At 41.3% G+C, this 14,723-nt stretch carries 10 protein-coding genes, 3 pseudogenes and 2 riboswitches; of the genes and pseudogenes, 10 read left to right on the top strand and 3 right to left on the bottom strand.

Annotated elements, in window-relative coordinates; translation table 11 throughout:
* The 7 genes from AB5170_RS13425 to AB5170_RS13395 form a co-directional block, all read left to right on the top strand.
* Positions 1-256, top strand: a 256-nt coding sequence (locus AB5170_RS13425) for a LysR family transcriptional regulator substrate-binding protein (RefSeq protein ID WP_368365074.1), incomplete at its 5' end; no start/stop codon positions are given.
* A 26-nt stretch (positions 257-282) separates the two neighbouring features.
* Positions 283-456 (top strand): hypothetical protein, encoded by a 174-nt coding sequence (locus AB5170_RS13420; RefSeq protein ID WP_173773303.1) that lies wholly within the window; start codon positions 283-285, stop codon positions 454-456.
* A 175-nt stretch (positions 457-631) separates the two neighbouring features.
* Positions 632-707: riboswitch (cyclic di-GMP riboswitch) on the top strand.
* A gap of 126 nt (positions 708-833) precedes the next feature.
* Positions 834-1,649 carry an ABC transporter substrate-binding protein gene (locus AB5170_RS13415; RefSeq protein ID WP_173773302.1) on the top strand — a complete coding sequence of 272 codons (816 nt, stop codon included), beginning with the start codon at positions 834-836 and terminating at the stop codon, positions 1,647-1,649.
* Positions 1,633-3,837, top strand: a complete 2,205-nt coding sequence (locus AB5170_RS13410; protein ID WP_173773325.1) for an ATP-binding protein — start codon at positions 1,633-1,635, stop codon at positions 3,835-3,837. The genes AB5170_RS13415 and AB5170_RS13410 overlap by 17 nt, the downstream gene beginning before the upstream one ends.
* Positions 3,815-5,665 carry an ABC transporter substrate-binding protein gene (locus AB5170_RS13405; RefSeq protein WP_173773301.1) on the top strand — a complete coding sequence of 617 codons (1,851 nt, stop codon included), beginning with the start codon at positions 3,815-3,817 and terminating at the stop codon, positions 5,663-5,665. Before AB5170_RS13410 ends, AB5170_RS13405 begins: the two co-directional genes overlap by 23 nt.
* A gap of 5 nt (positions 5,666-5,670) precedes the next feature.
* The gene (locus AB5170_RS13400) at positions 5,671-8,622 is read left to right on the top strand and encodes a response regulator (RefSeq protein ID WP_173773300.1); all 2,952 of its coding nucleotides are present in this window, start codon (positions 5,671-5,673) and stop codon (positions 8,620-8,622) included.
* Between the two features lie 151 nt (positions 8,623-8,773).
* Positions 8,774-8,849: riboswitch (cyclic di-GMP riboswitch) on the top strand.
* Positions 8,850-9,049: 200 nt separating this feature from the next.
* Entirely contained in the window at positions 9,050-11,917 is a 2,868-nt protein-coding gene (locus tag AB5170_RS13395; protein WP_368361796.1) for a transporter substrate-binding domain-containing protein, read from the top strand.
* 158 nt (positions 11,918-12,075) lie between these two features.
* On the opposite strand, the gene AB5170_RS13390 is transcribed toward AB5170_RS13395, so the two are convergent.
* Positions 12,076-12,249, bottom strand: a complete 174-nt coding sequence (locus AB5170_RS13390; RefSeq protein ID WP_173717288.1) for a hypothetical protein — start codon at positions 12,247-12,249, stop codon at positions 12,076-12,078.
* Complete coding sequence (locus AB5170_RS13385; protein ID WP_173771466.1) at positions 12,236-12,874, bottom strand: DUF3786 domain-containing protein; 639 nt, start codon at positions 12,872-12,874, stop codon at positions 12,236-12,238. Before AB5170_RS13385 ends, AB5170_RS13390 begins: the two co-directional genes overlap by 14 nt.
* 282 nt (positions 12,875-13,156) lie before the next feature.
* Here AB5170_RS13385 and AB5170_RS13380 point away from each other — a divergent pair.
* From AB5170_RS13380 to AB5170_RS13370, 3 genes and pseudogenes are all read left to right on the top strand, one after another.
* Positions 13,157-13,351, top strand: a pseudogene (locus tag AB5170_RS13380) (DUF6444 domain-containing protein); the annotation flags it as partial.
* Positions 13,352-13,540, top strand: a pseudogene (locus AB5170_RS13375) (DapH/DapD/GlmU-related protein); the annotation flags it as partial. It abuts the pseudogene before it with no gap.
* 42 nt (positions 13,541-13,582) lie between these two features.
* Positions 13,583-14,056 carry a DUF1897 domain-containing protein gene (locus AB5170_RS13370; protein ID WP_118584022.1) on the top strand — a complete coding sequence of 158 codons (474 nt, stop codon included), beginning with the start codon at positions 13,583-13,585 and terminating at the stop codon, positions 14,054-14,056.
* A 103-nt stretch (positions 14,057-14,159) separates the two neighbouring features.
* Here AB5170_RS13370 and AB5170_RS13365 read toward each other — a convergent pair.
* Positions 14,160-14,723: pseudogene (locus AB5170_RS13365) on the bottom strand (hypothetical protein); the annotation flags it as partial.

The following is a 14,723-nucleotide window of genomic DNA, read 5'->3' as shown; positions in this document are numbered from 1 at the left end:
CCATGGCCTGGATCTTTCCCCGGATACGGAAGCTGCCACTGCGGATCAGATCCTGCCTCTGGTAAAATGCGAGCTCGGGCTTGCCTTTTTGCCCCAGCCAATGGCCGCACCTTCCCTTTTGAAAAAAGAGATCGTACAGATCCCATTAAAAGATGAAATTCCGGAACGCCAGATCTGCCTGGTGTATGACAGCCAGCATCCTATGGGAGCTGCGGCAAGAGAACTAAAAAATACAATTGTATCCGGGCGGGGTTAAACCAAGTGTATGGAAAAAATTTTAGAATGCATTTTAATAATGCAAAAGATCCGGAAGTTGGCCCTATTACAGGCTGGCCGCCTCACAAAAACGTAGAAGAAAGTAAAAACGTAATAACCTATGATATTAATTCGGAGAAGCTGACAGAAGAGCAAAAAGAAGTTCCAAGGATATGGAACGCTCTGAGTACAAATGAGTAGGAAACAGTAATGTCAATGCTGCGTGGACTTCGGAAGAAGGAGAATAGTTCGAGTATATGTATCGGCTGTTCTTTTTTTTAATTTTTAAGTGTTAAAGCGGTGAGGTTTTTCTTGTGTAAAGTGGAGCAATGGAGTATAATAAAATAGGTTTTTTGCATAATTTTAAAAGCTATAATAAGAAAATCGGCAAAACAGACGAAAGTCTGTGACGCAAAGCTACAGGGCCTGTAAAATGGCAGCCAGTTGCATGAACTGAGGTGCACTGTCTGTGAGACAGTGTTTTTTTACGGTGTTATTTCATAGACGTAACAATAATAATTTTATGGCAGGGAATCAGATATGAAAAATACGAGAAGGATAGTTAGGATAGACAGAAAATGAAAGGAAAAAAAGTGATTGCAGGCATTCTGCTTGCGGGAATTTTAGCAGTCACCCTGGCAGGGTGTAAAAACACAGATAACACGAAAGATGAAACAGAAAAGCCCGTCATTACTCTCGGCAGTGACAGCTATCCGCCATACAATTATCTGAACGAGGATGGCGTACCGACGGGCATAGATGTAGAACTGGCTACGGAAGCTTTCAAAAGAATGGGATATCAGGTGGAGGTTGTCCAGATCAACTGGGAGAAGAAAAAAGAACTGGTAGAGAGCGGAGAGATTGACTGTATCATGGGCTGCTTTTCTATGGAAGGACGTCTTGACGATTACCGCTGGGCAGGACCGTACATAGCAAGCCGTCAGGTGGTCGCTGTAAATGAGAACAGCGATATCTACAGCCTGAATGACCTGGAGGGAAAGAACCTTGCTGTCCAGTCCACAACCAAACCGGAAGACATCTTTCTGAACCGGACAGATGAAAGAATCCCAAAGCTGGGCAATCTGATCAGCCTAGGACACAGGGAACTGATCTATACATTTCTGGGAAAAGGCTATGTAGATGCAGTCGCCGCACATGAGGAATCGATTGTTCAGTATATGAAGGATTATGATGCAAGCTTCCGTATCCTGGAAGAACCTTTGATGATCACTGGAATAGGTGTCGCTTTTGCAAAAGATGATGACAGAGGAATCTGTGAGCAGATGAGCCAGACTCTGGAAGAAATGCGTCAGGATGGCACATCCCTGAAAATTATTGGAAAATATCTGGATGATCCCCAGAAATATCTGGAGGTGGATGATCTTGGATATTAAGAGAAAGAAAAAAGAAAAACGAATCCAGCTGCTCGGTGGTATGATTGGAATCTGTGTGGCAGTAGTCTCTCTGTTTTATTTCTTTCATGCGGAGAAAACGGAAGCAGAGAAAAGAATGGTAGAGATTGTAAATTATGTCAAAGTGCAGTGTTCCACCTACACCCATTATAATGAATCTTCGGAATCCAAAAGCCTCCTCCGTGCTATTGAAAGTGCCAGACAGATGAGTACAAATATTAAAACGGAAAAAGAAAACGGCGGTCATCTAAGCCGGGAGTTCCTGAAAGAAAACCTGCAGACTCTCTGGGTGGATGGTATCATTGTACTGGATACAGAGGGAAAGACGGACTGCGAATACAGTACGGATGAGTCTCTGACTGATGAGATTACGGAGTATCTGCAAAAAGACATTATTATGGATTTTACCGGATATGAAGAAAGATCTTATTCAGAACGGTTTGCCAGGGAAGACGGATCCTATATTGATATTGCAGCCTGTTCCAGAAAAGATGCACCGGGTATTGTGGCAATCTACTATTACACACCTCCTGAATTTGCCAGAAACTATACACTGACGATACAGGGACTTTTAAATGGTTATAGTATCCAGAAAGATGGAACGATTATTGTCGCAGACGAGGGGATTGTTGTTGCCAGCAATGATGAGAGCCTGCTGGGGCAGAATACGGCTGACAACGAAGTTATTCAGGCAATGAAGAGACATACAGATAGTCAGCACATTTACCATTTGAAGAATGAAGGAATCGGATGTTACGGAATTATGCTGAAGCAGAGGGATTATTATATCTATGCGTATCTTCCGGATACAGAAGTGTTCCATAACCTTCCACTAAGTGTGATAAGCGTTATTTTTCTTTATTTTCTGATGTTTAGTATATTCTGGTTCTGGACATACAGAACCAATCTGGCACACCGAAAACAGGAACAGGAAAAAGATGAAAAATATAAAGAAGAACTTCTGATAGCAGCAAAAAAGGCAGAAGCAGCCAATGAGGCAAAAACAGAGTTTCTACAGCGAATGAGCCATGATATCCGGACTCCGATCAATGGAATCTGCGGCATGGTACATATGGCAGACTATTATGCAGATGATATGGAAAAGCAGACGGAATACAGAACAAAGGTGAAAGAAGCATCTAACCTGCTGCTGGAACTGGTAAATGAAATTCTGGATATGAGTAAGCTGGAGTCAGGCGAAATCGTTCTGGAAGAGATTCCATTTAATCTGAGCAGTATTTCAAGGGAAGTACTTGCTGTAATCGAGCAGATGGCTGCAGAACAGAATATCAGGATCGTGTGGGAGAAAAAAGAAATCACACACCGGGATTTTATTGGAAGTCCGGGGTATGTGAAACGGGTGATGATGAATATCCTGTCCAATGCGGTGAAATATAACAGAGAAAACGGACATATCTATATCAGCTGCATGGAAATCCCAGCCGGACAGCCAGGAATGACCACAATGGAATTTGTCTGCCGGGATACCGGAATCGGAATGACTGAGGAGTTCCAAAAACATATTTTTGAACCATTTGCACAGGAACACACAGGAAGCCGCACAAAATTTGCCGGAACAGGACTTGGGATGCCGATTGCAAAGAATCTGGTCGAGAAAATGGGCGGAGCCATTACCTTTGAAAGTGAAGAAGGCACAGGAACTACATTTGTGATCCGGGTTCCGTTCAAAATAGATATGAATGCGGATAAACGTGAAAAACAGAAGGATGTATCAGAAAAATCTATAAAGGGGTTGCATATTCTTCTGGCAGAAGATAATGAGCTGAACATGGAAATTGCAGAATTTATGCTCCAGAATGAAGGTGCTGAGGTGACGAAAGCATGGAATGGACAGGAAGCTGTTGAGCTATTCAGAAAAAGTAAACCTGGTGAATTTGATGTCATTCTTATGGACATTATGATGCCGGTTATGAATGGTTATGAAGCTACAAAGAAAATCCGTTCTCTGGACAGAGAGGATGCAAAGATGATTCCGATCATTGCAATGACAGCAAATGCATTCACGGAGGACAGACTGAGAGCTAAAGAAGCAGGAATGGATGAACATATAGCAAAGCCTGTTGATGGAAAATTATTAATAAATATAATTTATAAACTAATGAAACACAGTTTCAGGGGGAGTCATAATGAAAAAGAAAAAACGGAGTAAGTTACTTGCTGTACTTCTGGTGATGGCGACAGGCACATCACTTTTGTCAGGCTGTGGCAGAAAAATTGCAGAAAAAGAAGATGCAGAAACCATCACAGTGTATTTATGGAGCACCAGCCTGTATGATAAATATGCACCATACATCCAGGAACAGCTTCCGGATATCAATGTTGAATTTGTAGTCGGCAATAATGATCTGGATTTTTATAAATTTCTTGATGAAAACGGTGGATTGCCGGATATTATTACCTGCTGCCGGTTTTCCCTGCATGACGCAAGTCCGCTGAATGACAGTCTGATGGATCTTTCCACAACCAATGAGGCAGGTGCTGTCTATGATACCTACCTCAGCAGTTTTATGAACGAGGATGGCAGCGTAAACTGGCTTCCCGTGTGTGCAGATGCCCACGGTTTTGTAGTGAACAAGGACCTTTTTGAAAAGTATGAAATTCCGCTGCCAACCGATTATGAAAGCTTTGTCTCTGCCTGCCAGGCATTTGACGAGGTGGGAATCCGTGGCTTTACTGCAGACTATTATTACGATTATACCTGTATGGAAACACTGCAGGGTCTGTCTGCATCAGAATTGTCTTCTGTAGACGGACGCAAGTGGCGCACCACCTACAGTGACCCGGATAATACAAAGAGAGAAGGTCTGGATGATACCGTCTGGCCGGAGGCTTTTGAACGCATGGAACAGTTTATCCAGGATACCGGGCTGAACCAGGACGATCTGGATATGAATTATGATGATATAATTGAGATGTACCAAAGTGGTAAGCTTGCCATGTACTTCGGCAGCTCAGCTGGTGTAAAAATGTTACAGGATCAGGGCATTAACACAACATTTTTGCCATTCTTTCAGGAGAATGGCGAAAAGTGGCTGATGACGACCCCATATTTTCAGGTGGCATTAAACCGTGACCTGACACAGGACGAGACGCGCCGGAAGAAAGCAATGAAGGTACTGAATACAATGCTTTCAGAGGATGCACAGAACCGGATCATTAGTGATGGACAGGATCTGTTAAGCTACAGCCAGGATGTGAATCTTAAGCTTACGGAATATCTGAAGGATGTGAAACCTGTGATCGAGGAAAACCACATGTATATCCGTATTGCGTCAAATGACTTTTTCTCCGTTTCCAAGGATGTGGTTTCGAAGATGATTTCAGGAGAATACGATGCAGAGCAGGCCTATCAGTCATTTAATTCCCAGCTTCTTGCGGAAGAATTTGCTTCAGAGAATATCGTGCTGGATTCACAGAAATCCTATTCCAACCGTTTTCATAGCAGTGGGGGAAATGCGGCTTATTCGGTTATGGCAAACACTCTGCGTGGTATTTATGGGACGGATGTGCTAATCGCAACCGGAAACAGCTTTACGGGAAACGTGCTGAAAGCTGGATATACAGAAAAAATGGCAAGAGACATGATCATGCCAAACAGTCTTTCGGCATATAGCTGCAGGATAAGCGGGGCAGAACTGACAGAACTGGTCAGAAACTTTGTAGAAGGCTATCAGGGAGGTTTCATTCCCTTTAACCGTGGCTCTCTGCCTGTGGTCAGCGGCATTTCCGTGGAAGTCAAAGAAACGGATGATGGCTATACATTGAGTAAAGTTACAAAAGACGGAAAAAAAGTTCAGGACAAGGATACATTCACGGTAACCTGCCTTGCGATACCAAAACACATGGAAGCCTATCCCACAGATGAGAATATTGCGTTTGAGGGAGAAGACACCTTTGTGAAAGATACCTGGACAGGATATATTTCAGATGGTGATGCCATTCTTGCAGAACCTGAAGACTACATGACTCTGAGGTGAGAAGAATGGATATTAAGAAGCATAACAAAGGCAGAGAAAAGACTGTTAGGAGAAAACGATTCCGGATCGCTGTCTTTACAGCTGTTTTACTGGGAATTGTTCTGATGGTTTTCCGATATTTTGACTTTGTGTCGAAAACTATTTATGAGGAAAGTGTTTCCCATCTGACGGAGGTTTTTCATCAGTCTGATAATATGTTAAGGGAATTGACAGATAAGAACCTGACTTATCTCCATATTTGGGGTGAGAATCTGCAGAATACCTCAAGCGAAGATGAAATCCGTAATTATATAAAGAATGCGCAGGAAGATGCCGGATTTTTGGATTTCTTTTTTCTGTCAGCCGACGGGAACTATAAGATGGTGACAGGGGAAACCGGGTACCTTGGATTACAGGAAAATATTGAAGAGGACATCCGGCAGGGAAATGATGTGATATCAAATGCAGCAGTTCCGGGAAAATCCCAGTTGCTTGTTTTTGCCACTCCCAAGGCTCATGGAAACTATCAGGGATTTGAATATGATGCCATCGCCATTGCTTATGAAAACTCTAATATCGTAGATGTACTGGATATTTCTGCTTTCAATGGAAATGCACAGAGTTTTATTGTTCATCCGGATGGCCGTGTTGTGATCGATCATTCTTCTGAGTTATGGGGGAATGTATATAATTTCTTCGGTGTTCTGAGAGAGCATTCTGATATGTCTGAAAAAGAGGTCAATGAGCTTTCGGAGAAGTTTAAAGCAGGACATACTGGTGCGATGCTGGTAAATCTGGATGGAAGGAACTATTATCTGGTCTATGAAAAATCAGATATTCAGGACTGGGTATTTCTGGGACTTGTACAGGCAGATATTGTCAATGCCAGTATGAACAGCCTGCAGAGCAGTACAATGCTTCTTGTTGGTGCGGTCGTGTTCTGTATTGCTGCTTTTCTTATCAGTCTTATTATTCAAAAAAGCAGGACAAATCTCAGAAGAAAGGATACGGAGATCCGGTACCGGGATGAGCTGTTTCAAAAGCTTTCAATGAACGTGGATGATGTCTTTCTGATGCTGGATGCAAAAACATATCAGGCAGATTACGTCAGCCCAAATGCGGAAAATCTGCTGGGTATTACGGTAGAACAGATTCGTAGAGATATTCGTGTTCTGGGAAAATTGCATCCGGCGGAACATGAAGATCCGGAGAAAAATTATCTGGAAGAAATCAAGGTTCATGAACAGCGAGAATGGGATTTTGAATATGTTCATCAGAAAACAGGGGAAAAACGCTGGTTCCATAATATTGCAATGGGTAGTGAGGTAAATGGAAAAAAGAAATACATCCTGGTTCTGTCGGACCGTACCTCGGACTGGAAAATGAACCAAGCACTTTCTGAGGCAGTCCGTGCGGCGGAGACAGCAAACAGGGCCAAGAGTACCTTCCTTTCCAACATGTCTCACGATATCCGGACACCAATGAATGCGATCATCGGCTTTACCACACTGGCTGTAAGCAATATTGATGATAAAAACAAGGTTCGGGATTATCTGGGAAAGATCCTTTCCTCCAGTAACCATCTGCTTTCCCTGATCAATGATATCCTGGATATGAGCCGGATTGAGAGCGGAAAGATCCATCTGGAAGAAACGGAGGTCAGTCTGTCGGATGTGCTTCATGATCTGAAGACGATCATCAGCGGGCAGATCCATGCGAAACAGCTGGAGCTTTATATGGATGCCATGGATGTGACAAATGAGGATGTCTATTGTGATAAGACACGACTGAATCAGGTGCTGCTGAATCTTTTGTCCAATGCGATCAAGTTTACTCCTGCTGGCGGAACCGTTTCTGTCCGGCTGAAACAGTATCCGGGTCTCCAAAGAGGCAGTGAACTGTACGAGATCCGGGTGAAGGATAACGGAATCGGTATGAGTCAGGAATTTGTACAGAAGATCTTTTCTCCTTTTGAGAGGGAGCGGACTTCCACTGTAAGCAGGACTCAGGGTACAGGACTTGGTATGGCCATCACCAAGAATATTGTGGATATGATGGGCGGCACCATTGAGGTCCGGACAGAGCAGGGGAAAGGTACCGAATTTATCGTCCGACTGCCATTCCGGACTCAGCCTGAGCACCAACGTATAGAGAAGATCATAGAGCTGGAAGGTCTTAAGGCTCTGGTTGTAGATGACGATTTTAATACCTGTGACAGCGTGACAAAAATACTTGTGAGGGTTGGAATGCGTTCGGAATGGACACTTTCCGGTAAGGAGGCTGTTCTGCGTGCACGACAGTCTATGGAGCTTGGGGATGCCTTCCATGCTTATATCATCGACTGGCGACTGCCGGATATGAATGGTATTGAGGTCACCAGACAGATCCGCAGTCTTGGTGACGATACACCGATCATTATTCTGACTGCTTATGACTGGTCAGACATCGAAGTGGAAGCCAGGGCTGCAGGGGTAACTGCATTCTGTGCGAAACCTCTGTTTATGTCTGATATCAGAGATACCCTGATGACTGCCATTGGCCAGAATCAGGCTGAGCAGGAGAATCCTGTTCTTCCGGCGGCAGTCCCAGATTTCAGAGGCAAATGTATATTGCTTGTGGAAGACAATGAGCTGAACAGTGAAATTGCGGTGGAAATCCTTAATGAATATGGCTTCCTGGTGGATACTGCAGAAAATGGGGCAGAGGCAGTAGAGAAGGTCAAGAGGTCGAAACCGGGCGGTTATGATCTGGTGCTGATGGATGTGCAGATGCCGGTAATGAACGGATATGAGGCCACGAAGCAGATCCGTGCCCTTAGGGATCCGGCACTGGCAGGAATCACCATCCTTGCCATGACGGCCAATGCTTTTGACGAGGACAGAAAGAAAGCGTTGGAATGCGGTATGAATGGATTCTTATCCAAGCCAATCGTTATAGAGGAATTGATCAGTACATTACAAAATAATCTGACAGATTAGTAATAAAAACCTGCTAAGAAGTTCGGTTAACAACTTTTTAGCAGGTTTTCAAATTATTTTTAAGCGTTAAAGCGGTGAGGTTTTTCTTGTGTAAAGTGGAGCAAGGGAGTATAATAAAATCAGTTTTTTTGTATAATTTTAAATGCTCTAATATGGAAATCGGCAAAACAGATGAAAGTCTGCGACGCAAAGCTACAGGGCCTGTAAAATGGCAGCCAGTTGCATGAAATGAGATGCGCTGCCTGTTTGGCAGCGTTTTTATCACCCGGGGCATTGCAGAGATGATGGAAATTACACAGCAGCAGTACACAGCAACAGGGATGAATGCACATATTGCAAAACCGATTGATATAAAAACAATACTTGCTGTTTTTGACCTGGTGTTTGGAACATCATAAAACACAAACGGATGAAGGAAATAAAAAATATGGATAAAAGTAGAAAAAAATCAGCCGTACTATTTGCATGTATATTTGTGGTCCTGGGAATGTGGATGATGTTATCGGTACACTGCCAGGCTGCTGAAACGAATAATGATGAAAAACAGCCACAGACCATCCGTGTCGGCTCATTTGAGGATACCTTTAATTATGTCGATAAAAACGGTGTCAGACGAGGTTATGGCTACGAGCTCATGCAGGCTCTGGCAGGTTATACCGGATGGAAATTTGAGCATGTGAAATGTGACTGGTCCAACTGTTTTGATAAGCTTGAAAATGGTGAGATTGATATCATGGGCGATATTTCTTACACCGATGAACGTGCACAGAAGATGCTTTTCCCGGATGAACCCATGGGTGAGGAAAAATATATCCTTTATGCTGATTTATCGGATACGGATATTGGGACGTCTGATTTCAAATCTATGGACGGTAAACGTGTAGGTGTGCTCATGGGTACTGAGCCTGAAATCATGCTGACAGAATGGGAAAATAAGAATGGCATACATACAGAACATGTAAATGTGAATAATAATGATGATGTCGAAAAGAAATTAGCGAATCATGAAATCGATTGTTTTGTATCTCTGGAGGAATCCATCTGGTCTGAACAGGGAATATCATCCGTTACCACGATTGGTAAATCCGGCATATATTTTGTAATAAATAAAGAGCGCAGCGATATCAAGACAGAGTTGGACTGGGCTATGCGTCAGCTGGATCAGGATAGTCCTTTTTTCAAGGCGGATCTGTATAAAAAGTATTTTACGCTTGATTATTGTCAAAGTCTTACAGGCGGAGAAAAGTCCTGGTTGGAAGAACATGATGGTATCCGGATCGGATTTCTGAGTAATGATGCGGCAGTATTTTCTCTGGACGAAGAGACTGGAAAACTTACCGGTATGCTGGCAGAATATTTCTCTTATGCCAAAGACTGTCTGGGAAATCAGACACTGGAATTTAATATACAGGAATATGATGATTATGATGAAATGCTTCAGGCTTTACAAGAACGAGAGATTGACATGATTTTTTATGCTGGCAGGAATCCATATTTTGCAGAAAAAAACGGATATACACTTACAAACACAGCCTGGACCTACAGCCTGATGGCGGTAACAGATGAGGAAAAATTTGATGAGAATAAGGTGTATACTGTAGCTGTGCCCAGGGAAAAATATGCCTTAAAACAGCATATTGCATTCAGTTATCCCCAATGGAAGCTTATAGATTGTGATTCGCTTGACGATGCAGCAGATATGGTCATTCATGAAAAAGCAGACTGTTTCCTCATGGGCGCAAGTCAGGCACTAATATATGATAACAGTCAAAATTTCAAGAGTATTCCACTTACAAAAACAATGGAGGCATGCTTTGCAGTTAGAAGTGGAGAGGGAACCCTCTTATCAATATTGAATAAAACCTTAAAGGCTATGCCGTCTGACATGCTTACAAGTGCACTTGCTATTTATGACAGTACAGCAGATAAGGTAACATTTTTGGATTTTGTAAAAGACAATATGCTTGCTTTTTTTGTTACGGCAGGATTTTTTGTACTCACTATCATTAGTATTATCCTCGTACTTTTACGGAAGGCAAGGAAAGCAGAAGCTGTCGCAAAGCTTGCTGCAAATGATACACAAAAGCTTAATGACAAGTTGGAAATCGCTCTGAAAAAAGCAGAAGAAGCTAATCTGGCAAAGACTCGTTTCCTTAACAATATGTCACATGACATCCGTACTCCTATGAATGCAATTCTGGGCTATGCACAGCTTATGGAGAATGAACTGAAAGGAAAGGATTTGCCTGAAACTTCAGAACATTTAAAAAAACTTCAGCAGTCAGGAAACCTCCTTCTGTCAATCATAAATAATGTACTTGATATGGCTCGGATTGAGAGCGGAAGGATGGAAATTGATGAGAACTATGGACGGATTGAGGATATCCGGCAGACTCTGTTTGAAATATTTGAGGATGAAGCAAAGAAAAAGAATCTTGCTCTTCATTACACAATAAATGTAGAACATGAAAATATACTGACAGATACTACCAAGGTAAAAGAAATATTTGTCAACATCCTGAGTAATGCCGTAAAATATACTCCAGCCGGTGGTTCTGTTATGGTAGATATAGATGAATTACCCTGCGAGGAGCCTGGGTACATGATTGTAAGGACCAGGGTGAGCGATACCGGAATTGGTATGAGCCAGGATTATCTGTCAAAAATTTTCGAAGCATTCACTCGTGAACGAAACACCACGAAGAGCAAAATCACAGGAAGCGGACTTGGAATGTCAATCGTAAAGAAATATGTTGATCTGCTCGGTGGAACAATCGATGTGGAGAGTGAGCTTGGAAAGGGCAGCACTTTTACTGTAACACTAAAACACAGGATAGCGGATGAAAGCTATTATGAAAAAAAACATGCTGAAAATCCAGAATCCTGCAGTGAAATACTTGAGGGAAGGAATATCCTTTTGGCAGAGGACAATGATCTGAATGCAGAGATTGCAGAAGCAATACTTGAGCGTGCAGGTCTTAAAACAGAACGTGTGGAGGATGGTATCCAGTGTGTAAACAGGATAATGCAAATGCCGGTTGGAACATATGATGTGATCCTCATGGATATCCAGATGCCTAAAATGGACGGTTATAAGGCAACACAGGAAATCAGAAATTTACCAGATAAGGACAAGGCGTGTATACCAATCATTGCAATGACAGCAAATGCATTTGAGGAAGATAAGCGGGAGGCTATTGCAGCCGGAATGAATGAACATATAGCAAAGCCAGTCCAGGCTGATAAGCTGCTGTCAATATTATCAGAAGTAATAAGGCAGCAGGAAAAATATTAATTGCATGTTATACTAATGGAGTGCCACTCTGGAAAATTGCATAGGACTTTTTTCTTTAAAGAGTGCTTTAACAATTTAATCTTTGAAAGTACCACGATATAAGAATGGGGAGGATTCCCTCCCCAAAAATATTTTTTCAGAACTTACATAAGTTCCTTTCAGATGCCATGATATGACCGGTATTCCAGGTACATTTCAATCATATTTTTTCTTACTGGAAGGTCTGTTTGTTTGAGAATTTCGCTGATTCCAGTAGCAGAATATCCATTTTTCCATAATAATTCAGCCGCACACTCAATCAGGAGTTGTCTGGATTCTTCACCTTTTTTCATTTCGCATTTCCTCGTTCAGTCTGGAAAACAGATGTGTAAGTGCAAACATAAGCGTTTCATAATGCATGTAATCTAAAGTATTCCTGTCTGCAAGAATTTGAAGACTTGCCGGGAACTCATCATCAGCTTCCCAGAAACGAATGATAATCGGCAAAAAAGGAAAAAGATTTAATTTAAAAGCAACATCTCCTTTTTCCAGTTCCTTTCCGGAAAGTGCTATACAGGCATTACGCAATTCAACGGTTTTTCCGTTAAAAAAGTCAGCGGTATTCTGAAAAAATCCGCTGCTCGTTGAGAGATTTCCTGTTCGGACAGAGGAAAGGCTGTTTATGTTTATAAATTCATGTGACAGATGGCATCTATCCTTTGAATAACATAAAACATCATAAATAGTCATTGCTTCATTGTGATTGGCTTCATGAATTATTTCAAAATCATTATCTGACCACTGAACACTTCCCGTTTTTCGTTTAATACGATAGGTACGGTTAATAAAAGTAATATATAACCAGTCAGAATTGTAATCTAATGAATATTTATGTATCATTGTAGCCTGATTATATTGCAGGAAAACATGTGCTGTAGAAATTTTTATTTTATCATAATTAGTCAGAGCTTTCGTCATATACCCCTCCAAGAATATTTTTGTTGTAGTTATTTTAGAATAGACTAATTGGTCTATAAAATCAATGCTTTTTGTGCCATTTTGTTATAGCAGGTCAAAGGAACAATGGCTGTAATGAGGATCAGAGGGATAATAGTAGTAACGAATAATACGCGAGAGTTCTGTAGAGGGTCTGGCGTTAGAGGATTGGATTAAGGAAGTATCTTTTTTGTCTGACTGGTTTTTTTACGGCATTTCCGTTACAATAGAAATATAAAAAATCGCGGAAAGAAGGTGGTCTGAATGCCAGTTAATATCACAGAAGAATTCGTTCGTTTTCTGATGAAGCAAAACGAAGAACAAAGTGCTCGCATTGCTGAGCTTTCTGCTGAGATTACAAGTCTGAACCAGACCATCCGAGAACTGAAAGAGCAGTTAAACAAAAACTCAAAAAACAGTTCCAAGCCACCTTTATCTGACGGACTTAAGAAGCATGATTGTAAAACACAAACAGCACCAGTTATCATTGGAAATAATGTATGGATTGGTGGCGGGGCTATTATTTTACCAGGAGTTACTATCGGAGATAATGTTGTGATTGGAGCAGGCAGTATTGTAACAAAAAGTATTCCCGACAATGTGATTGCTGCAGGCAGTCCTTGCAGAGTGATCCGTAGGAATCAGTAACAAACATGTTTTATCCAGATAAATATATAAGTGGGAGGTATTATGCCTGAAATACGGAAGAAAATTGAATTACTACAGAAAATTGCACATCGATTTAATGAGGCAAATATAGAGTGGGCTTTAGGCGCATCTATGCTGCTGTACTTTAAAGGTATTATTTCAGAATTTCATGATATTGATTTAATGGTCTCTGTTCATGATGCTGAACAGGTCCGAACAATTTTATCAGAAATGGGAGAACTTCACGCACCGGCTTCTGCTTCTGATCCAATGTATCGTACAAAGGTATTCATGGAATTCACCATTGATTCTGTAGATATTGACGTTATGGCTGGATTTTCTATTGTAAGCGAAGGGAAGGTTTATGATTGTTCTCTTGACAAAGAACAAATCGTGGAACGAATGACACTTGGAACAGAAATCGTTCCTTTGCAATCGCTGCGATTATGGTGTAAATACTATCGGCTGATGGGGAGAAACAAAAAAGCTGACATGATTGAAAATAATTGTAAATAAATATAGTATCTGATATATGTAAAAAAGGAAACTGCCTGGAATTATCCGACAGTTTCTTTTTTATTTGCAGAATTGTTGTGGTCAAGCTTTTTTGTAACTGATGTTATTCTAATTCATTTGACATCTTTTCGCTAATAGTATGATAGATTTCCTTTGTCGCTGAATCATTTGCACCATTTACGACCAATATTTTTCCATTTATACTCATGACTACATATGAATGACAGGATGAATGGGTATACCTGATATAATCTCCATAGACATCATTTCTAAAATTTCCCATAGCATATTTAAGATTTCCTAAACCATTGGTTCTATAATCATTCCAGCTCTGAGATGAATTTTCTTCATATGAGATACTGTCAATCTGCGTATAGTCTACTGTATAATCGCTCCAGCCTTGTGCCTCAATAGTAAAATCTTTATCCTCGAAACGAATCTCAATACTTCCCAAAAACAACGTCCATATACCGAATATAATGGTTAAAATGGCTATGATACCTGATACTCCAATTGTTTTTTTGTTATACTGAATTTTTAATTTTTCTCCGGTCGCTATCTTTTTCTTATAAAAGAGATAAGAATAGAGAATGCTGATGATTGCAGCTGCCATAATGCTTACGATATACAAAACAAGAGCAGCCATACTTTCCTCAAAAAGACCACA

This window comes from Ruminococcus sp. RTP21484sp1_RTP21281st1_A8_RTP21281_210402, from assembly GCF_040914025.1.
Lineage (GTDB): Bacteria > Bacillota > Clostridia > Lachnospirales > Lachnospiraceae > Blautia_A > Blautia_A faecis.
The sequence above is the reverse complement of the archived record's forward strand: the minus strand, read 5'-3'. Positions and strand labels throughout refer to the sequence as shown.

What these genes read in the sequence shown, in the direction of transcription:
- AB5170_RS13420 (WP_173773303.1), top strand. Translation starts at nt 283, where the DNA reads ATGCATTTTAATAATGCAAAAGATCCGGAAGTTGGCCCTATTACAGGC.
- AB5170_RS13415 (WP_173773302.1), top strand. Translation starts at nt 834, where the DNA reads ATGAAAGGAAAAAAAGTGATTGCAGGCATTCTGCTTGCGGGAATTTTA.
- AB5170_RS13410 (WP_173773325.1), top strand. Translation starts at nt 1,633, where the DNA reads ATGATCTTGGATATTAAGAGAAAGAAAAAAGAAAAACGAATCCAGCTG.
- AB5170_RS13405 (WP_173773301.1), top strand. Translation starts at nt 3,815, where the DNA reads ATGAAAAAGAAAAAACGGAGTAAGTTACTTGCTGTACTTCTGGTGATG.
- AB5170_RS13400 (WP_173773300.1), top strand. Translation starts at nt 5,671, where the DNA reads ATGGATATTAAGAAGCATAACAAAGGCAGAGAAAAGACTGTTAGGAGA.
- AB5170_RS13395 (WP_368361796.1), top strand. Translation starts at nt 9,050, where the DNA reads ATGGATAAAAGTAGAAAAAAATCAGCCGTACTATTTGCATGTATATTT.
- AB5170_RS13390 (WP_173717288.1), bottom strand. Translation starts at nt 12,249, where the DNA reads ATGAAAAAAGGTGAAGAATCCAGACAACTCCTGATTGAGTGTGCGGCT.
- AB5170_RS13385 (WP_173771466.1), bottom strand. Translation starts at nt 12,874, where the DNA reads ATGACGAAAGCTCTGACTAATTATGATAAAATAAAAATTTCTACAGCA.
- AB5170_RS13370 (WP_118584022.1), top strand. Translation starts at nt 13,583, where the DNA reads ATGCCTGAAATACGGAAGAAAATTGAATTACTACAGAAAATTGCACAT.